Annotated in this window: 15 protein-coding genes and 1 rRNA gene; 1 reads left to right on the top strand and 15 read right to left on the bottom strand. The window is 39.7% G+C overall.

What is annotated here, in order from left to right:
• The 3 genes from PWP26_RS06955 to PWP26_RS06945 form a co-directional block, all read right to left on the bottom strand.
• Positions 1–1198 (bottom strand): 16S ribosomal RNA (locus PWP26_RS06955); the annotation flags it as partial.
• A 456-nt stretch (positions 1199–1654) separates the two neighbouring features.
• Positions 1655–2926 (bottom strand): response regulator, encoded by a 1272-nt coding sequence (locus PWP26_RS06950; RefSeq protein WP_301399305.1) that lies wholly within the window; start codon positions 2924–2926, stop codon positions 1655–1657.
• Between the two features lie 30 nt (positions 2927–2956).
• Positions 2957–5302 carry a DUF2344 domain-containing protein gene (locus PWP26_RS06945; RefSeq protein WP_301399304.1) on the bottom strand — a complete coding sequence of 782 codons (2346 nt, stop codon included), beginning with the start codon at positions 5300–5302 and terminating at the stop codon, positions 2957–2959.
• 105 nt (positions 5303–5407) lie between these two features.
• On the opposite strand from PWP26_RS06945, the gene PWP26_RS06940 reads away from it, so the two are divergent.
• Positions 5408–6439, top strand: a complete 1032-nt coding sequence (locus PWP26_RS06940; RefSeq protein ID WP_273018733.1) for a rod shape-determining protein — start codon at positions 5408–5410, stop codon at positions 6437–6439.
• On the opposite strand, the gene PWP26_RS06935 is transcribed toward PWP26_RS06940, so the two are convergent.
• The 12 genes from PWP26_RS06935 to PWP26_RS06880 form a co-directional block, all read right to left on the bottom strand.
• Positions 6436–6678, bottom strand: a complete 243-nt coding sequence (locus PWP26_RS06935) for a YHS domain-containing protein (RefSeq protein ID WP_273011739.1) — start codon at positions 6676–6678, stop codon at positions 6436–6438. The genes PWP26_RS06940 and PWP26_RS06935 overlap by 4 nt on opposite strands.
• On the bottom strand, positions 6675–7160 hold the full coding sequence (gene folK, locus PWP26_RS06930; protein WP_273018734.1) for a 2-amino-4-hydroxy-6-hydroxymethyldihydropteridine diphosphokinase: 486 nt from the start codon (positions 7158–7160) through the stop codon (positions 6675–6677). Before folK ends, PWP26_RS06935 begins: the two co-directional genes overlap by 4 nt.
• 17 nt (positions 7161–7177) lie before the next feature.
• A complete protein-coding gene (locus PWP26_RS06925) occupies positions 7178–8335 on the bottom strand; it encodes an LL-diaminopimelate aminotransferase (protein WP_301399302.1) in 1158 nt (385 codons plus the stop codon).
• Positions 8336–8347: 12 nt separating this feature from the next.
• Positions 8348–9454, bottom strand: coding sequence for an inositol-3-phosphate synthase (locus PWP26_RS06920; protein WP_301399301.1), 1107 nt, complete (start codon positions 9452–9454; stop codon positions 8348–8350).
• A 93-nt stretch (positions 9455–9547) separates the two neighbouring features.
• Positions 9548–11959, bottom strand: a complete 2412-nt coding sequence (gyrA, locus tag PWP26_RS06915; protein ID WP_301399300.1) for a DNA gyrase subunit A — start codon at positions 11957–11959, stop codon at positions 9548–9550.
• Positions 11960–11966: 7 nt separating this feature from the next.
• Entirely contained in the window at positions 11967–12686 is a 720-nt protein-coding gene (locus tag PWP26_RS06910) for a lysophospholipid acyltransferase family protein (protein WP_287568155.1), read from the bottom strand.
• Between the two features lie 4 nt (positions 12687–12690).
• Positions 12691–13344, bottom strand: coding sequence for an aminodeoxychorismate/anthranilate synthase component II (locus PWP26_RS06905; RefSeq protein WP_028841884.1), 654 nt, complete (start codon positions 13342–13344; stop codon positions 12691–12693).
• Between the two features lie 3 nt (positions 13345–13347).
• Positions 13348–14841: an anthranilate synthase component I gene (gene trpE / locus PWP26_RS06900; protein ID WP_287568154.1), complete on the bottom strand. Its 1494-nt coding sequence runs from the start codon at positions 14839–14841 to the stop codon at positions 13348–13350.
• Positions 14842–14844: 3 nt separating this feature from the next.
• Positions 14845–16164 carry a histidine--tRNA ligase gene (gene hisS / locus PWP26_RS06895; protein ID WP_287568153.1) on the bottom strand — a complete coding sequence of 440 codons (1320 nt, stop codon included), beginning with the start codon at positions 16162–16164 and terminating at the stop codon, positions 14845–14847.
• Complete coding sequence (locus PWP26_RS06890) at positions 16161–17864, bottom strand: FAD-dependent oxidoreductase (protein ID WP_028841887.1); 1704 nt, start codon at positions 17862–17864, stop codon at positions 16161–16163. Before PWP26_RS06890 ends, hisS begins: the two co-directional genes overlap by 4 nt.
• Before the next feature lie 55 nt (positions 17865–17919).
• Positions 17920–19938: a ferrous iron transport protein B gene (gene feoB / locus PWP26_RS06885; RefSeq protein ID WP_301399299.1), complete on the bottom strand. Its 2019-nt coding sequence runs from the start codon at positions 19936–19938 to the stop codon at positions 17920–17922.
• Between the two features lie 16 nt (positions 19939–19954).
• Positions 19955–21052 (bottom strand): Xaa-Pro peptidase family protein, encoded by a 1098-nt coding sequence (locus PWP26_RS06880; RefSeq protein WP_301399298.1) that lies wholly within the window; start codon positions 21050–21052, stop codon positions 19955–19957.
• Positions 21053–21310 lie beyond the last annotated feature (258 nt).

The raw sequence follows: 21310 nt of genomic DNA, 5'->3' as shown, positions 1-21310 counted from the left end.
GGGTTATCCCCGGCAGTCCCCTTAGAGTGCCCGGCCGAACCGATGGCAACTAAGGGCAGGGGTTGCGCTCGTTGCGGGACTTAACCCAACATCTCACGACACGAGCTGACGACAGCCATGCAGCACCTGTGCTAGAGCGCGTAGAGATAACCCCTACGCTCCCCCGGTGTTTCCACCAGGGTACAACCCTAGCATGTCAAGCCCAGGTAAGGTTCTTCGCTTTGCATCGAATTAAACCACGTGCTCCACCGCTTGTGCGGGCCCCCGTCAATTCCTTTGAGTTTCAGCCTTGCGGCCGTACTCCCCAGGCGGGGCGCTTAACGCGTTAGCTACGGCACAGAGGCTTTCACCCCCACACCTAGCGCCCATCGTTTACGGCGTGGACTACCCGGGTATCTAATCCGGTTTGCTCCCCACGCTTTCGTGCCTCAGCGTCAGGAACCGTCCAGCTGGCCGGCTTCCCCACCGGTGTTCCTCCCGATATCTACGGATTTCACCCCTACACCGGGAATTCCGCCAGCCTCTCCGGCCCTCAAGCCAGACAGTATCATAGGCCTTTCCGGAGTTGAGCTCCGGGCTTTAACCTATGACTTGTCCGGCCGCCTACGCACCCTTTACGCCCAGTAATTCCGGGCAACGCTCGCCACCTGCGTATTACCGCGGCTGCTGGCACGCAGTTAGCCGTGGCTTTCTCCTGGAGTACCGTCAGCCAGGATAGGTTATTCACCTATCCTGGGTTCTTCCTCCAGAACAGGGGTTTACGACCCGAAGGCCTTCTTCCCCCACGCGGCGTCGCTGGGTCAGGCTTTCGCCCATTGCCCAAGATTCCCCCCTGCTGCCTCCCGTAGGAGTCGGGCCCGTGTCTCAGTGCCCGCGTGGCCGACCACCCTCTCAGGCCGGCTACCCGTCGTCGCCTTGGTGGGCCATTACCCCACCAACTAGCTGATGGGCCGCGAGCCCCTCCCCAGGCAGGAGCTTGCTATGCAGAGGCCCCCTTTCATCACCGAACTTGCGTCCGGTGACTTTATCCGGTATTAGCTACCCTTTCGGGTAGTTATCCCAGACCCGGGGACAGGTTACTCACGTGTTACTCACTCGTCTGCCGCGGTACTAGGGCCGAAGCCCTTTCCCGCTCGACTTGCATGGGTTAGGCGCGCCGCTAGCGTTCGCCCTGAGCCAGGATCAAACCCTCAGGGAAAATTTGTCCTGGCCACCTGCCTATAAACAGGCCGGCCGCAATCTTCAATCTAATTTAAAAAGGAATTGCGGAGCCCTTGCGAACGCTATTCAATTTTCAAAGAACACTTCTAATAAAAAATTAAAACAACTTTTAAATTTGTCAAGAGCCTTTGAAAAAAATTTTCAAAGGACAAAATTTAATATAACACAACCTGTCTTTTTGTCAAGAGGCTTAAGCACCCTCCTAAAAACAACTCCTACCCTTAACTTCTTAACAAAGAACAACTTAGCGCGAAAATTAAATTTAACACAGCCCTGTAAATTGTCAAGAGGCTTTTTAAATTTTATTTCTAATTTTTTCTTACCTCTTTTAACAAAGAACAACCTTAAACTTGATAAGAAGAATACCCTAAATTTTTGGGTTGTCAACCCCTTATTCAAAAAAATTATATTTTTAAATTACATGGAATCAAGATTAGACGACTACACAATTTTTACCTTGTTTTTTAGCTTTATAAAGATTATTGTCTGCGATGAAAAGCATCTCTCTTAAACTGTTTTTAAGCTCAAGTGCTCCTCCGATAGAGATAGTATAACTGATATTTTGACCCTGTAGATTTAAAGGAGTTAAGGCAACTTTTCTCCTAAAATACTCTATAAATTCTATAAATGCTCTTTTGTCTGAATAAAGGATCAAGACTACGAATTCTTCCCCGCCAAACCTGGCTACTATGTCTTCTTCTCTTTTAAAGGTTTCTTTTAGTTTTTCAGCCAAATCTTTTAATACTAAATCTCCTACTTCATGACCGTAAGTATCGTTGATTTGTTTAAAATTATCTATATCTATCACCAAACAAGCCAGGTTCAAATTTCTTCTTTTGGCTATACTTAGAAATTTAGGGGCTTCTTCCATAAAATATCGTCTGTTATAAAGCCCTGTAAGTGGGTCATGATAGGCTAAAAACTCAAGTTCTTGTATTAACTCTATGAGGTCCAAGGTGTTGTGCACTCTTACCATAAATTCTTCTTGACTAAAAGGTTTTCTCAAAAAATCATTGGCCCCTGCCTTTAGTAAAACAGGTATCATTTTGGTTTTTACTATGCCTGAAACGACTATAATCCCTAACGCACTTTTAGAATAACCCCTCCTAATCTCGTAAAGAAACTCCAAGGTATCTTCTTCTGGAAAATAATAATCAAGTATCAGTAGTTTAATTTGAGGGTCTTCCTTAAGTATTTTTTGAGCTTCCCTAAGGCTTGAGGCTTCTACAACCTGAAAAAGCATATTTTTTAAAATGTTTGCAATAATCTTTCTATCAACAGGCATATCTTCTACCACTAAAACTTTAGTCTGAGAATTTTTAAGGGTCCTTTTTATACTAAGAATTAGATTCTCGACAATATTTGGGGTTCCTTTTACTAAATAGTCTACTACCCCTTTATCCAAAATAGATTCTCTTAAGTTTTCGTCATATGAAGCGGTTAAAACTATCGTAGGGACGTTATGAGACAGCAAAAAATCGATAGCCTCACCTTTTTCTGCATCTGGAAGATGATAATCACACACCGCAAGCCCGATGTTTTGCCTTTCCTTTTTCAAGCATTTTTGGGTCTCTGATAGGTTTTCTGCAGTAATTACCGGTAAAGAAAGCCTTTGAGAAATAAGCTTGGAGACAGCCTTTAATATAATCCTATCATCATCTACTAAAAGGATCTTGTTCTTTTGACAAGGCAACGTATCTTGCATCGTATAAGTACTTAATTTTTATTTTTATTATTAATATTTAACAATTTTAAACAACGAAAGTGGGTTGTCAAGTTCGAAAGTTTGTTTTAAAAATTTTAACAAAGAAAAGTTAGGGATATAAACTCTAACCCAAACTTCTTGTTTTTTTATTTCCATCTCTGTGCCTTCTGGAAAGTTAAGAGTAGCAAACCTATTTAACCAGAGTTCTTTTTCTGTTAAAGGTTCGATTTTGTAGACTTTTTTCTCTCTTTTTAAACTTGGTTTTTCTTGTCTTTCTACTACTTTAACGATACGGAGACCTGGGTAAAACTCTAATCCTTGCAATTTTGTAGAAAGGCCTGACTCATACATAGCCAACCCTATGGTTTCCCTCTCTGAAAAAACACCGATAGGGAGGGCATCATCCACGACTATTTTGGGATGAGGGTGAAACCCTGAAGTATAAACCAAGGGGAATCCAAGTTTGTTTAAGACTAACACAAAGAGTCTTATCACCTCAAGCTGGGAAAGAAAAACCGCTTTATCTTTTTTGGTATAATAAATCTCATACCAATATTCTTTAACCCCTTTAAAAGGAAATAAAGGTTTATTCTGTATATCTAACTTTACTTCTTCGAGCTCTTTTTTGCTCAATAAGTTTTTAATCTCTTCATTGCAAACCCCGCATTTACTGCATCGATCAAACCTACAATCTTTAGTAATTTCACCTTGGTAAGCCTTAGCTCTTTCTTTTATTAAAAACTCCTTAGAAACTCTCAGGTCTATATGTTCCCAAGGAAGATTTTCTTCTAAAGACCTTTCTCTTAGGTAGGTGTTTAGGTCAACCCCAACCTCTTTAGCAGCCTCAATCCAAAGACTTAAGTTAAAAAAGTCTTTCCAGCTATCAAACCTTGCCCCTTTCTGATAGGCTCTTTCTATCACCAAACCTATGGTTCTATCTCCTCTGGCAATCACTCCCTCGAGAAAACTTTGCTCAGGGTGATGGTACCGAAGGTTCTTCCCTAACCTTCTTTTTAAAAATTTAATTTTCTCATAGGTTTCTTCTAAGGAAATCTGTCTTTCCCATTGAAATGGAGTATGGGGTTTAGGAATAAACGTTGAAACTGAGACAGTTATACTAACTTGGGGGACTTCTTTTCTAAGGGTTCGAAAAAGCTGATAGATGCCTTCTAAATCTTCTTCTTTTTCTGTAGGAAGGCCGATCATAAAATAAAGTTTTACCTTGGTCCACCCATGTTTTTTGGCAAGTCTTATGTCTTCTATAAGCTGAGCAATATCTATATCTTTATTTATAACCTTTCTCAGCCTTTCTGTTCCTGCTTCTGGGGCAAAAGTAAGGCCGGTTTTTCTTCCAAGTTTTATAAACTCTAACAGTTCGTCATCGATACTACCTACCCTTAAAGAAGGAAGAGAAAATGAATACTTTCTACAAGGTGCGTTTAGATAAAACTCTTCTTTTAGTTTTTTTACCAACGTTTTTAGTGCGGTATAATCCCCAACAGAAAGACTCATCAAAGAGGCTTCTGTAATCCCGGTAGTTAGAAAATTTTTCTTTATCTGGTTTATCACATAAAACGGGTCTTTTTCTCTTACAGGGCGATAATAAAAACTTGCCTCGCAAAAACGACATCCCCTGGTACAACCTCTTGAAATTTCCATCGGGATTCGGTCGTGAGAAAGCTCGATTACAGGGATACCAAACTCCCAACTTAAGGTTTCTAAGTTTAAATCCTTTAAAATCCTTCTTTTCACCTGGTTTCTTATCAGAGGAACATAAACTCCCTCTATTTTGGTTAATTCTTCCCAGAGGGTGGTACGAGGTTTTCCACTATTTTTCCAGTTTTTATAAACCTCAAACACCTCAAAAATAGCCTCTTCTGCGTCTCCTATGATAAAAGCATCAAAAAACTCTGCTACAGGCTCTGGATTCCCACAACTTGGACCTCCCCCTAAAACTAGGGGAGCATCTCTTTCTCTGTGGTGAGCCCTTAAAGGAATTCCAGCAAGGTCTAATATCTGTAAGATTCCGGTAGCTGAAAGCTCATAAGCATAGCTTATTCCTATGACGTCAAAATCTCTGAGAGGTTTTCGGTAGTTCCAACTTAATAGAGGATAACCTTTAGTTTTTAATGCATTTTCCAAGTCAGGGCCTACAGCAAAAGCTAAATCTGCTAAATATTCTTCTTTCTGGTTGACCAGATAAGCTAAAATGTTAATTCCTAAATGGGACCGACCTATTTCATAGAGGTCTGGATAGCAAAAGCAAATCTTTAGGTCTGTCTTTTCCCAGTCTTTTTTCTTAAAAAAAGGTTCTTCTCCTAAGTACCGAGAAGGCTTTTTAATGTTTATAAGTATTTGATAGGGATAGTCAGCCATTTTCACTTTTCCTATTTAAGGTTATTTTTAAAACTTACCACAAACTTTTAAAATTAAAAAAAAGTTTTAAAATTTATACAAACTAAATTTTAAGAGGTTAAAAAGATGTTAGCAAAAATTTTTAGCTGGTTTTCGAAAGATATGGCTATAGATTTAGGAACTGCGAATACCCTTATCTACCTAAAAGGTAGAGGGATCATTCTTAGTGAACCCTCTGTAGTAGCGGTTAAAGAGGATGGAAGGTTTAAAAAAGTAATAGCTGTAGGAGAAGAAGCAAAAAAGATGGTAGGGAAAACACCAGGAAGTATTAAGGCTATAAGACCATTGAGGGAAGGGGTTATTGCTGATTTTGAGGTAACAGAAGCAATGATCAGATACTTTATTCAGAAAGTGCACAATAGGGGATATTTTGTAAAACCAAGGATTATCATAAGTGTACCTTCTGGGACTACCCAGGTTGAAAGAAGGGCGGTAAAAGAAAGCGCAGAAACCGCTGGGGCAAGAGAGGTTTATCTGATAGAAGAACCCATGGCAGCAGCCATAGGAGCAGGGCTTCCGGTGACTGAACCTGTGGCCAACATGATCGTAGACATCGGAGGAGGAACCACCGAGGTTGCTGTGATCTCTCTTGGAGGAATAGTAGTTAGCCATTCCCTTAAAGTTGCAGGGGATAAAATAGATGAGGCCATCGCAAGTTATATCAAAAAGAAATACAACCTTTTAATAGGAGAAGCTACAGCAGAGCAGATCAAAATCAACGTAGGAGATGTTTTACCTGAAGAACCTTATGCTACGATGGAAATAAAAGGAAGGGATCTGGTAACAGGGATACCTAAGACCATCACGATTACCTCTAAGGAAATACAAGAAGCTCTCAAAGAACCTGTAGACATGATAATCCAGGTGATAAAACAGGTGTTAGAAGATACTCCTCCTGAGTTAGCGGCTGACATGGTAGACCGAGGAATTGTTTTAAGTGGAGGGGGTGCATTGCTTAAAAACTTAGACAAACTTATTCAAAAAGAAACCGGGCTTAACGTCACTATAGCAGAAAATCCTCTTCATTGTGTAGCCTTAGGAGCAGGCAAAGCCCTTGATGAGCTAGACAGGCTAAAAGAGGTGATGGTTCAGGCTTAAGAAAGGTTCTTGGTCTTAGCTAAAAACTTTTCTGCACAGGCTTTAGAGCAAAAATAGTAGGTTTTGCCTTGAACTTCTATCTTTAAGGCTTCTTCTTTTTTTACGTAGGTTTGGCAGGTTTCGTCAAAAACCAAGTCTGCTACCTTTTTTTTATCCTTTAAACTTACAGTCTTTTTCCGTTTTTTAAAATAAAGATAGTATACTAACAAAACTAACACTAATATCAAAAAAAGTTTCATTGTAGCACACCTATCTTTTTTACGTTTTTTACAAAAAGATTTCTTTTTTCTTCAAAAATATCTTTTAAAGATTTTCTTAACACAGGATGAACCCAATCTGGAATAAGTTCAACCGCTGGTACCATAACAAAATCTCTTAAGTGTGCTAAAGGATGAGGAAGGGTTAAAACGTTTGTCTCTAAGTTTAGGTCTTCATAAAAGATAAGGTCTATGTCGATAAAACGATCCTGGTAATCTCTTTTGGTGACCTTGGGGATCTTTCCCAAAGTGGCCTCGATCTTTTTGACCTCAAAAAGAAGGGCAAAGGGGGATAAAAAGGTTTCTACTAAAGCTATCAGGTTGTAAAAAGAAAAGGGGGTTTTAAACCCCCATGGTGAGGTTTCGTAAATATTTGAAATAGCCTTAATTTTTATTCCTATCTGTTGTAAACAAAATATCGCTTGTTTTAGATTTTCTCGTCGGTTACCTAAATTTGACCCCAAACTAAGAACCGCCTTTTTTAAAACTTGAGGGTAGCTAACCGCCCTACCGCCTCCTTTAACCTTTGAATGTCTACTGTAAGGGCTATTCTAAAATATCCTTCTCCAGCAGAACCAAAACCTACACCAGGGGTTACCACTATTGCTAAATCCTGTAAAACTTTTTTACAAAACTCTCTTGAATCCATCCCTTCCGGAACTTTTACCCAAAGATAAAAGGTAGCAGAAGGCTTTTTTAACTGATATCCCAGGCGTTCAAGTTCTGCACATAAAAAGTCTCTTCTTTCCTTAAATACTTTTATCAAAGAAGGAGTTATTTTTTCAAGATTGTTTAATGCATAAGCCCCTGCTTCCTGGATGGCTGTAAAGGCTCCTGAATCTATGTTATTTTTTACCTTAGCTAAAGCTGAAACCAAGGTGGCATTACCTACCGCAAAACCTATCCTCCAACCTGTCATACAAAAGGTCTTAGATAAACTGTGGAATTCTATAGCTATCTCTTTAGCCCCTTCAACTTCAAAAATGCTTATAGGAGGCTCTTCATAGTACATTTCTATATAAGCGGCGTCATGAGCCACGATAAAATTGTATTTTTTAGCAAGGGCTATAACCTCTTTGAAAAACTCCTTAGAAGCCGTGGCACCGGTAGGATTGTTAGGGTAGTTTAACCATAAAATTTTAGTTCTTTCTAAGATCTGTGTAGGAACTTTGGTAAAATCTGGCAAGAAATCGTTTTCCCAGGTAAGAGGAAGATAAAAAGGTTCTCCGTCGGTAAAAATAGCCCCTAAGTGATAAACCGGATACCCCGGATCTGGGCAGAGGACTATATCACCTGGATTTACAAAGGCTATCGGGAAATGGGCTATACCTTCTTTAGACCCGATAAGGGTGGTTACTTCGGTTTCAGGGTCAAAATCAAGCCCAAAACGTCTTTTCATGTAATCTGCACAGGCTTTACGGTAAAAAAATGCCCCTGCGTTTGAGGGATATTTATGATTCTCTGGTTTTTCCAAAGCTCTTTTGGCTACCTCTACGATTTCAGCTGGAGTAGGTAAGTCAGGGTCTCCTATACCAAGGTCTATCACATCTGCCCCTTCTTTAAGCTTTTCTGATTTCAGGCGATCTATCTCCACAAAAAGATAAGGAGGGACCTTCTTTAGTCTATTAGAAAGTTCCATTTTAAACCTCCTTTATCGTTCTCTTTTTCCTTCGATAAATTCTAAAACCATCTGTCTAGCAATATGGTCAGGGAACTGTTTAGGAGGATGTTTCATCGTATAAGCAGAGATGGAAAGTAAAGGACCTCCTATACCTCTATCTTTGGCAAGCTTAGCACATCTTATCGCATCTAAGGCAGATCCTGCAGAGTTTGGAGAATCTTCTACCTCTAACTTAACCTCTACAGAAAGAGGAACCCCTCCAAAATGTTCTCCCTCAAGCCTAATATAGGCAATTTTTTTGTCCTTTAACCAGGGAACCCAGTCTGAAGGACCTATATGCACATTTTCCCATCCTATGTCGTAAGGCAGAAGGCTGGTTACAGCCTCTGTCTTAGAAATCTTTTTGGTTTTTAAACGGTCTCTTTCTAACATGTTTAAAAAATCGGTATTTCCACCAAAGTTTAACTGATAAGTCCTTTTTAAAGGTATACCTCTGTCTATAAAAAGCTGCACCAAAGTTCTATGTAAAATGGTTGCACCAAGTTGAGATTTTATGTCGTCCCCCACCGCAGGGATACCTTCTTTTTCAAACCTAGCTCCCCATTCTGGGTCTGAAACTATAAAGGTGGGCATGGCGTTTACAAAAGCAACCCCTGCCTTTAAACAAACCTCGGCATAAAACCTGGCTGCCTGTTCAGACCCTACTGGCACATAATTTATCAACACATCTGCCTGGGTTTCCTTAAGAACAGCTACCATGTCTTCCAAACTGTCTTCTTTTTCTGGAGAAACTTGGAAACTTTTATCTACAGGAAAATTAGACATATGGTTAGCCACACCGTCTAAAACCTTCCCTTTCCTTACTTTCACGTTAAGCTTGGGAACGTCTCTATAAAAAATGGTAGTACAGTTAGGGGGACTAAAAATAGCCTCAGACAAATCTTTTCCTACCTTTCTTGCGTCTACATCCCAGGCAGCCACAAATTCTATGTCTGAAGGTTTATAATCTCCTATCTTAGGAAACATGATGCCATGAATCTTTGAAAGGTCTACCTCTTTATAATAAAAAACCCCTTGGACTAAAGAACTAGCACAGTTTCCTACCCCAGCAATTGCGACTTTTACAGTCTTAGACATTATATTGTCCTCCTAAAACAATTTTTCGACTTTATAAAAATATCATAAACCATAATAATATCAATCCAAAAGTGTTTATTCAGTTTAAATTTCTTAAGTTTTTTCTTCTATCCTTATCGGAGTTATTCCCATCACTATTTCTCCAGGCAACAACGTTATAATCCTTACTCCTTTAGTAGCCCTCCCTTGTTGAGGCACATCTTGAGAGGAAATCCTTATTGCTTTACCAGAACTTGAAAAAACCACAAAGTCTTCTTTTTCAAAAGTAGCTACCCCATCTGCTAAATATCCTGTTTTTTCGTTTAATCCATGAGCTATGATACCCTTTCCTCCTCTTCCTTGTAACCTAAAATCAGAAAAGGGGGTTTTTTTACCAAAACCTTTTTCTGTGATCGTAAAAAGATATCCTTGGGAAGAAGTCTTTATTAATCCTAAAACTTCATCGTTGGCGTCTAACCTAATACCTACCACCCCTTCAGCCTGCCTTTTGGTGACACCAAGTTCCTCTTCCTCAAAATGAAGGCTCATCCCTTTCTTGGTCAAAAGAAGCAGGCGATCGTTACCGTTGGTAATCACACCTTTACAAAGTCTATCTCCTTTTTTTAGACTTATCACTATAAGCCCGTTTTTCCTTAGGTTTTTTAATTCTTCTATCTCAAGTTTTTTAACGATACCTTTAGCTGTGGCCAAGACTAAAAACCCTTCTTCAGCAGGTGGAAGTACAAAGGACACAGGACTTTCCAGGTTAGGGAGCAAATTCTTGATATGAGTTCCCTTAACTGTTTTTCCAGAAAAGGAAAGCTCTCTAAGGTCAAGTGGGTATACCTTACCGTCTTCTGTAAAAATCCACAAAACCGCTGTAGCCTCTGTCTGGATGGCAACTTTTAACCTTTCTTCAGAAGTAAAAGCCAAACTACCCTTCCCCCCTCTTTTTTGTGGGCTAAAAAGGTCTAAAGAAAGCTTCCTCACGTACCCTTCTTCACTTATCAAAAACAAAACTTCTTCCGAAGGTAACTTCTCTTCCTGAATTACCTCATCCGAGTCATCTTCAAAAATGATCTGAGTTCTTCTTTCATCTCCATATTTTTCTTTTATTTCTTTCAATTCTTCTTCTACTACCGCAAGAAGAGTGGGCTCATGGGTTAAAATCTTCTCATAATAACTTATAGCCCTTTTAATTTCTTCATATTCGAGGAGTATCTTTTCTCTTTCTAAGGCTGTTAACCTTTGAAGTCTAAGGTTTAAAATCTCTTGAGCCTGTATCTCACTGAAATCAAACCTCTTTATAAGGGCTTCTTTCGCTTCCTTAGGAGTTTGAGATTTCTTGATAAGTTCTATGATTTCGTCTATATGAGAAAGTGCCTTTAAAAAACCTTCTAAAATATGAAGTCTTTCCTTAGATTTCCTGAGGTCATATTGCGTCCTTCTTATAACAACCGTCTTTCTCCAGTTTAAGAAATTCTGTAAGATATCCTTAAGATTAAGAACCTCAGGTTTTCCGTTAACCAAAGCCAACATGATAACACCAAAAGAAGTCTGAAGAGGAGTCATCTCGTAAATCTTTTTTAAGATAGTATAAGGGGCGTTCGCCCATTCTTTCTTAAGTTCAACCACAATCCTTATACCCTCTCTGTCAGACTCATCTCGTACTTCTGCGATACCTTCGATTTTCTTATCTTTAGCCAATTGAGCTATCTTTTCTACCACCTTAGCTTTGCTAACCTGATAGGGAATTTCGTCAAAGACTATCCTAACTTTATCTTTTTCTCGTTCTATCTTATGCTTAGCCTTAAGTTTTATACTTCCTCTACCTGTGGCATAAGCCTGTTTTATACCTTCAGTGCCTACGATATAGGCTCCAGTAGGGAAGTCTGGGCCTTTTATATACTGCATCAAATCTTCTACTGATGCCTCAGGATTTCTCAAAAGGAAAATTAGCCCGTTGATTACTTCGGAAAGGTTATGAGGTGGGATGTTGGTTGCCATTCCAACCGCTATTCCTGATGAGCCGTTTATCAAAAGATTAGGAATTTTGGAAGGTAAAACTACAGGTTCTTTCAAGGTGTTATCATAGTTAGGGACAAACTCTACCGTTTCTTTTTCTATGTCTGCTAAAAGTTCATGGGCGATCTTAGCAAGCCTTACTTCAGTATATCTCATCGCGGCAGGAGCATCCCCGTCGACAGACCCAAAGTTTCCTTGTCCATCTATAAGAGGATATCTCATGGTAAAATCTTGAGCCATCCTTACTATAGACTCATAAACAGGCATATCTCCATGAGGATGATATTTACCGATAACCTCTCCCACAATTCTTGCACTTTTTTTGTAAGGCTTATTCCAGTCGTTTCCTGTTTCATACATAGCATAAAGAATTCTTCTTTGAACAGGCTTTAAACCATCCCTTACATCAGGAAGAGCTCTCCCCACGATAACACTCATCGCATAGTCTAAATAAGATTCCTTGAGTTCTTCTTCTAAAGAAACTGCTATTACTTCTGACATATCTTTACTACACCTCCTTCTTAAGGTGCTCTATCCCTTTTAAAATAGACTCTTTTACCTGTTGAGCTAAAACCTGTTTGTCCCTTAAAGACAAACCAGTAGTCTCTATAGGTGCTCCTAAATAAACCCCTACCTTCCTTCTTTTTCCTACCTTTAACCAAAGAGACCCCTTAGGTAAAATATCTTTTGTCCCCCACAGAGAAACAGGCACTACCTTCACCTGAGCTTTAATCGGGATTAAAAACCCCCCAAGCTTAAAAGGCAAAAGATCTCCGTCCTTACTTCGTGTACCTTCAGGAAAAACTACCAGAGAAACCCCTTCTTTTAACCTTTCTACGCAGGCTAAGATACTTTTAAACCCCTCCTTAGGGTCTTCTCTTTCCACAGGCACATATCCTAACGCCTTTAATCCCCATCCAAAAAAAGGGATGTTAAAAACACTTTTTTTGGCTAAAAACCTTATGTTATAGGCTTCAAGTACCTTTTCTAAAACCGGGCTATCGAGCTGACTTTGATGATTACTCATAAAAACATAACTACCCTTAGGTAAATCTATCTCTTGATAAACCTTGATCTCTATCCCTAATACCTTTAACAACCCTTTACACCAGATTCTTGCCCAAAAATGTTTTCTTATCAATAAAGCTAAACTTCCGAAAACAGGAACGGTTACTAAACAATAGACCCAGCACAAAAAATTTCTTAGAACCTCAGCCACCTTTTCCATAATCTCAATAAACGGTAAAGAAATTTCTTAAAAGTATCACCCCTTCTGGTAGGTCCTCTTTAGAAAAATCCCAATCCTTAGGGGGTAGAGAATACTTCATCCATCTCTCAAGAGAGGTACCGATAGACTCTGGATGGAACTGTACCCCTTCTATAGGATATTCTTTATGCCTTATTCCCATAATCTCACCGTCTTCAGCCCGAGCGGTAACCTCAAAATACTCCGGCAAGGTTCCTGGGTCTATGGCTAAGGAATGATAACGCATAGCCTGAAAAGGATTAGGAAGTCCGGTAAAAACTCCTTTACCGTCATGATAAATTTGGGAAACTTTTCCATGCATAAGCCTTTTAGCTTTAACTATCTTTGCCCCAAAAGCATACCCTATGCTTTGGTGCCCCAAACAAACCCCTAAAATCGGGACTTTACCTGCTGCCTTTTTGATAAGTTCCACTGAAATTCCTGCCTCCTTAGGGGTACACGGGCCTGGCGAAATCACTAAATAATCCGGCTTTAACTTAAGTACCTCTTCTGCAGAAATAGCATCATTTCTAAAAACCTTTATCTCTCCTCCCCAAAGTTTTTCGAGCATAATCCCGATAAGTTGAACCAGATTATAGGTAAAAGAATCGTAGTTGTCAATTACGATTATCCTTTTCATCTTTTAACCAAACTCTCCCAAGATTTCTATGGCTTTAAAAATAGCTTTAGCCTTGTTTAACGTTTCCTCATATTCTTTTTCAGGGTCAGAATCAGCCACTATCCCTGCCCCTGCTTGAAGATAACAAACCTCTCCTTTTTGGAAAATAGTCCTTATAGTAATACAAAAATCCATATTACCTGAAAAACCAAAATATCCTACAGCACCTGCATAAGGACCTCTTTCCTTCTTTTCAATTTCAGCGATAATCTCCATCGCCCGTATTTTGGGAGCACCAGAAACCGTCCCTGCAGGGAAAGTAGCGGCAAAGACGTCAAACATGTCTAACCCTGGAATAACCTCACCTTTAACCCCTGAAACAAGATGCATCACATGAGAATACCTCTCTACCACCATCAACTCATAAACCTCTACACTTCCATACTTACAAACCCTACCCAAGTCGTTTCTCCCAAGGTCAACCAGCATGATATGTTCAGCAAGCTCCTTTTCATCTCTTTTTAAATCCTCTTCTAACTCCTTATCTTCTTTTTCGGTTTTACCTCTTCTTCTTGTCCCAGCAATCGGGCGAGTTTCAACCAAACTACCTTCCATCCTCACTAAAATCTCTGGAGAAGAACCGATAAGCACCTCATCATCAAGCTTTAAAAAGAAAAGATAAGGAGAAGGGTTTATCTTTCTTAACGCCCGATAAAAAAGAAAAGGAGATCCTTGGGACCTAAACCTAAACCGTTGAGAAAGCACCACCTGAATGATGTCTCCTTCTAAAATATACCTTTTAGCCTTCCCTACCATCGAACAAAATTCTTCTTTTGTGATCTCAGGTTGAGGAGAAGAAACGTTAACTTTTTCAACAGACTGACCGTTTGAGTAAAAACCTGAGAGGCGATGTTTTATTTCACTTAACCTGTGTATAGCTTTCTGATAGATTTTAGAAGGGTCCTCGTTTAAGTCTATATTTGCGTTATATACAATTTTCAAGGTATGTTTAAACCTATCATAGATTAAAACCACTTCAGGAAACATAAAATGTAGGTCAGAAAAACCAAGCACATCTTCCCCTACAGGGATCTTTTCAAAAAGCCTGACCACTTCATAACCTATAAAACCAACAGCCCCTCCAAAAAACCGGGGTAATCCATCTAAAACAGCACAATCTATCTTTTTGATAAATTTTCTTAATTCATAAAAAGGATTATCACTAAAAAATTCTTGTTTAGAAACTAACCTATCCCCTTGTTTTTCTAAAAGGTTTATCTGATTTCCTTTGCTTTTAAACACTAAGTAAGGGTCTATTCCTATAAAACTATACCTTGCCCACTTTTCCCCTCCTTCTAAACTCTCAAGCAAAAAGGAATAAGAGCCTTCTCCTATTTTATAAAAAAGAGATATAGGTGTGTCTAAATCACAGGCAACTTCAGTATAAACGGGAACAAGGTTGTGCTTTTTGGCAAGGTCTATAAAGACCTCTTTCTCTGGAAAAACCTTTAAGCTCATAGACTATCCCTTTACCTCTTTAACCACTTTCGCCACAAGGTCATCTAAACCATCAAAACCTATCTCTTTCTGGGCACTTTTCTTTAAATCTCTAAAAACAGCTCTTTTCTCAGCCCACTCTTTTTCTCCTAAAATCAGGACAAAATTAGCCCCAAGTTTATCCGCATTTTTTAGCTGCGCTTTTAAAGACTTTTCTTCATAGGTTGTCTCACATCTTAGACCTTTTTCTCTGAGCTTCTGAGAAAGGATTACTCCTTGTTTTATCAAAGGTTTACCTAAAAATACCAGATAAAGGTCAGGACAAAGTTTTTCTGTAAGTGTATTTGGGTCAAGAAGTCCCTTATTTTCTTCGTCTCCGAAAAGTGAAATAGCCCATCTTTCAAGTCCTATAGCAAACCCTATAGCCGGCAACTCCGGTCCACCAAGTTCTTTAACGAGATAATCATATCTACCGCCAGCACACACCGTATCCTGAGCCCCTAAACCTTTAGCCTTAATCTCAAAGATAGTCCTTACGTAATAATCTAACCCTCTTACTAACCTAGGGTTTAAAGCATATTCTATTCCTAAAAACTGTAAGGCTTCTCTAAGTTCTAAGAAATGGGCCTGACAATCCTCACATAAAAACTCTGTAATCAAAGGACTTTCAGAGACTACCTGCTTACACCCTTCATTTTTACAATCAAGCACCCTTAAAGGGTTTCTGTCTATCCTTTCCTTACAGGTTTCACAAAGTCCTTCTTTATGTTGCTTTAGAAAAGATAATAAAGCCTCCCTGTATTTGGGTCTACACTCAGGACAACCGAGGGTGTTTAACTCCAAAGTATAAAGGTCGTTTAACCTCTCAGAAACCCCAGACAAAGGACTTTTTAAAATGTTTAAGGCTAAAGCAAGAACCTCAGCCTCTAAATAAGGATTTAGGTCTGAAAAAACCTCAAGGTCTATCTGATAAAACTCTCTCAACCTACCTTTTTGAGGGCGCTCATGCCTAAACATAGGGCCTATGGTAAAAAACTTTAAAGGCTTGGGCCTTACATAAAGTCCATGCTCTATCACCATCCGGCAGATACCAGCTGTGGCTTCAGGACGTAAAGTGAGCCACTCTTTATTTCTGTCCTCAAAAGAATAGGTTTCCTTTTGGACTATATCTGTAACCTCTCCTATCGACCTTACAAAAAGCTCGGTTTTTTCAAGTATAGGGATTTTAATCTCTTTAAAATTAAAAAGTTTACACCATAGCCGCGCTTTTTCTATCAAATATTCATACTTTACGAAATCTTCAGGCAACCAGTCCTTAAAACCTCTTACTGCCTGCAGCTTCATCTAACATCTTCTCCCCAGGATTTAGCAAGCACAACCCCACCCATAGGCATAAACACTCTGGTATATCCTTCGGCCTTTAACCAGCGTACCACCTCATAAGACCTCGTTCCCACACTACAAACCACCACCAAGTCCTTATCCTTGGGAAGGGTTTTTATCGCTTCCTTTGCTCCTTGATAGGGAAGGTTAATCCAGTTGGGATACCTCTGTACCATCTCTTTGGCTTCTTCTGGGGTTCTTACGTCTACTATCAACAAATCTCGGTCCCTTTCCCTTAATCTTCTTAAAACCTCCTCCCACTCTATCGGTTTAAACCTTTCAAAAATCAAATTTTCTGCCACATGCCCCACAACGTTAATCGGGTCAAGAGCTGTGTTAAAAGGTGGTGAGTAGGCCAACTCAAGCTCTACTAAATCTGCCACCGAAGGTTTTTCTAACAACAAGGTTGACATGGCATGCACCCTTGCCAAAGTACCATCAGTATAGGGCCCTACAGACTGAAAACCCAAAACCTTACCTGTCCTTTTATCAAACACTAAGTTATAATAGGAACAGCCTATAGAAAAGAAATGAGCTCTTTCGTGCTGGATGTTAAGGGCATAGGTTGCATCTACAAACCCCTCTGCTTTAGCTACCCCTAAACTAATCCCACAGCCACCTATAGACATGTCAAAACACTTTAAAATAAAAGCACCGATGGTGCCTTTAAACCTGGCATATCCTCCTGCAAGATTAGTGCCTATAACCCTTCCTTGTTTGTTAGCTAAAGACCCTTGAGGCATGAGCATCCTTTTACCGGTGATCAAATGGACTACCTCTACGCAGTCTCCACCGGCGTATATATCTGGGTCTGAGGTTTGCATCCTTTCGTTAACCACGATCCCACCGGTAAGAGGAGAGACCAGAAGACCTGCCTGTTTTGCAAGGTCAGTGTTAGGGATGACTCCTGTAGCTAAGAGAACCAGGTCTGCAGGATAAAACCCATCTTCTGTCCTGACCCCTACTACCTTCCCGTTTTTCCCTACGATTTCTTTAATCCTGGCATTTAAAACTACCTTAACCCCCTTTTTCCTCAAGTGATTTTCTATAATCCTTGAAAGCACAGGATCGATAAGCCTTGGCAACACCTGAGGAAAGTATTCTAAAAGGGTTACAGGAAGCCCCCAGGACTCCCCAAAAGCCTCTACTACCTCAAGTCCTATAAAACCAGCCCCTATAACCAGAGGGTTTTTAACCTCTCCCTTAACAAGTTTTTCTTTAATCCTGATAGCATCATGGAGATTAGAAAGGGTATGCACCCCCTCAAGGTCAACCCCAGGAATAGGAGGAACCTTTGGTTTAGTGCCGGTAGCAAGTACCAGTTTGTCATAACCTATCTCTTCGGTCTTACCTGTGTCTAACCATCTAACCTTTACGGTCTTTTTTCTCCTATCTATCTCTTCTGCCTTAACCCTTGTTAAGACTTCTATACCTTTAGCTTCTTTAAAAAACCTTTCGTCTCTTATAGCATGAAAGGTAGTTCTTCTTAATTCATCTATGTGAGATACATCTCCGGTAAGATAATAGGGCATACCGCAACCGCCATAAGAAATGTACTGATCCTGGTCTATCATCAGGATTTCTGCATCTGGACGCAACCTTTTAAGCCTGCAGGCAGCTCTCGTCCCACAAGCTACAGCCCCTATCACTAAAACTCGCATTTAAGTCTTCCTCCCCAAGAATGTTCTTATGCATTTTAACATAAGATGAATTATTTTAAACCAACCTGAAAGCAAGAAAAGCAAGCACCCAGGCCAAAACAAAACTATACACCAAGAAACCTAACGCAAACTTTACATTACCTTCTCTTGCCATCGTAATAACAGTAGCGGCGCAGGAATTATAGATCAGCACAAAGACCAGCAACGACAGAGCCTGTTTAAAATTCATAAGTCCCTTTATTTTTTCTTTCAGAGAGCCTTCTTCCTCTTCTACAGAAAAAGAAGCAGGGAAAAAACTAAACAAAGAGGTAAAACTCTGTTTCAAAGCCTCTCCCAGTTTAAAAAACTCCTCTTTGGCTTTTTCCTTTGGGTCTATCTTTTCTAAACCATCTTCTTTCTCTTCAGACACGATAACCCCTAAGTTACTTAAAATAGCCTCTCTTGCTAAAAAACCTGAGACAAGAGAGGTACTAATCCTCCAATCTCCAAGCCCGACAGGAGAAAGAACATAACTCAAGGCCTTACCAAGCTTAGCGGCATAGGTATTTTCTATGTTTTTCTCACCTATCGGAAGGTTTAAAAGCAACCATACCAAAACTGAAACCCCAAAGATCACCGTCCCTGCCCTATAGAGGAAATCTTTAATATAAACCTTGGTGATGTTAAAGACTGTCCTCCACGCAGGCATCCTGTAAGGAGGAAGATCCATCACAAAGTGAGATAGTTCCTTCTTTAATAAGGTCTTTCTCAAAAGGACCCCTGTCAACACGGAAAAAATAATCCCTAAGAAATACAATCCCAAGATAACCGCTACAGGGTTTTGAAAGAACACAAAAGCAAAGAAAGAAAAAACCACCAGCCTTGCAGGGCAAGAAATAAAAGGCACCATAGCTATGACTAAAAGTTTATCTTTAGTTTCTTGAAAAGTCCTTGTAGCAAGTATAGCAGGGACATTACAACCAAGTCCAAGGATAAGAGGGATTACACTTTGGCCATGCAACCCTATCTTATGGGTAAATCTGTCCATCAAAAAAGAAACCCTTGGGAGATAGCCTGAGGTTTCAAGAAGGGTTAAGAAAAAGTACATAACCGCAATTAAAGGTAAAAAGGAAAGCACCACCCCTACCCCACCAAAAACCGCGTTTGCTATAAAACTTCTTAAAAACTCAGAAACACCTAAATCTTCTAAAACCTGAGCACAAAGAGGTGCCAAAAACTCCTGCAAAAAACCATCTATCCAGTCTATGATAGGCTTAGAGAAATCAAACGAGGTTTTAAAAAAAAGATACATGATAAAAACAAAAGATAAAAACCCAAAAAAAGGATGTAATAAAAACCTGTCTAACGTTTCAGTAAGACTTTCTTTGGGTAGAAGTTTGCGTTTAACTACCTCGTTAACCACACCTCTGGTAAAACTGAGCCGTTTTTCTTTTATAATTCTGATTAACTCAGGGACCTCACCTTCAAGCAACCGTAGTGTTTCAAATTTACTCAAGTTTTCTCCCGTAGACTCTCTAAACGCCTTAACCTTCTCTTCTAACTCAGAAGGATAAGAGATCTGAAACGGTATAGTCTGTTTCTCATAAGCCTCAACCACAGCAGGCAAAATCTCTTTTACCCCTTCTCCAGTTCTACCTACAGTTTTTACCACCCTAACCTTTAAAAGTTCTGCCAACCTCTCTACATCGATAGAAATCCCTATCTTTTGAGCCTCATCTATCATGTTTAAAGCCAGCACCATAGGTTTGCCGAGGTCCAAAAGCTGACAGGTAAGATAGAGGTCCCTTTCTATCCTTGGGGTTTCTATCACGTTAAGGATTACGTCATAGTCACCAGAAAGCAAAAAATCTAAGGTTACCTTTTCGTCTTCAGACACCACCTCTTCCAGAGTATAAACCCCTGGAAGGTCTATGAAATAGACCTCATAATCCTGAAAAAAGGTCTTCCCCTCTTTCTTCTCAACGGTAACCCCAGCCCAGTTTCCTATCTTAAGATTTGCCCCTACCAAATGGTTTAAAATACTTGTTTTGCCTACGTTAGGATTACCTATCAAAGCCACCTTGATGGTTTTCATCCATTTCCCCCTGCATTTAAAGAGTTATTAAATCTAAAGACACCTCAGAAACGATCTCGCCTCTTCCTCCCTCTACAAACACCATATTTTCAAGCCTTATCCCAAAGTTATCCGGAAAATAAAGCCCTGGTTCAATCGTAAAAACCATGCCTTCTTCGATCCTTAAGTCTGGATCTACCGTGTAAATCACCCTTGGTGCTTCGTGCACCTCAACCCCTATCCCATGTCCTGTAGCATGGATGAAATACTTAGCAAGGTCCTTTTGAACAAGATAATCCCTTATGGCACGGTCTATCTCAGCAACCTTTTCTCCAACCTTTACCTTTTCAAAACCTAAAAACCATGCATCTTTAAGGATGTTGTAAAGTTTAACAAACTCAGCAGGAGGATCCCCAAGATATATCGTGCGGGTAAAGTCAGTAGCATAACCTTTCCACACCATCCCAAAGTCTAAAAGCAACACCCCATTTCTTTCGATAAGAGCTTCTGAAGTCTCCCAATGAGGAACAGAACTATTTTTTCCAAAGGCAACTATAGCAGGAAAACTTTCTCCCCTTCCTCCTACAATAAACATCTGCGACACTAAAAAACCTCTTATCTTAAGCTCTGAAATGGGATAACCTTCTGCAAAAGATCTTTCTATCTCCTGTAAAACCTTGTTAAAAACCTTGTCAGTCTTTTTAACCCCTTCTTTTAAAACCTCGATTTCTTCTTTAGATTTAATCATTCTTATCAAACCAAGGGGGTCAACCACCCCCACCAGTTTGAATTTATTACTTCTAAGCTTTTCCTTAAAAGCACAGCTTACCTTATCCTTTTCAAAACCTAATCGCTTAACCCCTGCCTTCTGAATAAACTTCTTAAGGAACCCTATCGTATCTCCTTTAATCTCAACTACCTCCCAGGAGGCAAGCTCTTTTTTAGCCTTTTCAATATAACGAGAATCTGTCAGAAAACAGACGTTATCCCCTGTTATCAAAACATAGGCATTGGTTGACCTAAAGTGGGAAAGATAAAATACGTTTGCCTGAGAAGAAAAAAGAAAACCATCAACTCCCCATCTCTCAAAACAAGCCCTTACCTTGGTTAATTTTTGTGCTATCTCGTTTGTCATTTCAACCTACCTTTTATCAAAATTGATTTTCAATCTAAATTAAAAAGGTACTACAATTTTAGGCTTTTACAAGAAAAATCTAACTGAACTTAAAAATTTTGTCTTTTAAAGGGTTGTTTTATAAAAATTTTTATATATTATATAATTAATAAGTGGTTATTAGGTCTTTGACAAGAGAATAGGCTACGGGGCAGGGGTTGAAGTTAAGTTGTTAGTTTTTTAAGGGGATGGTATACCCTTTTCAAGGGTGTGTGTACA

Origin of the sequence: Thermodesulfobacterium sp. (genome assembly GCF_030445475.1) — a bacterium.
GTDB lineage: Bacteria > Desulfobacterota > Thermodesulfobacteria > Thermodesulfobacteriales > Thermodesulfobacteriaceae > Thermodesulfobacterium > Thermodesulfobacterium commune.
This window is presented reverse-complemented; position numbering and strand designations above follow the sequence as displayed.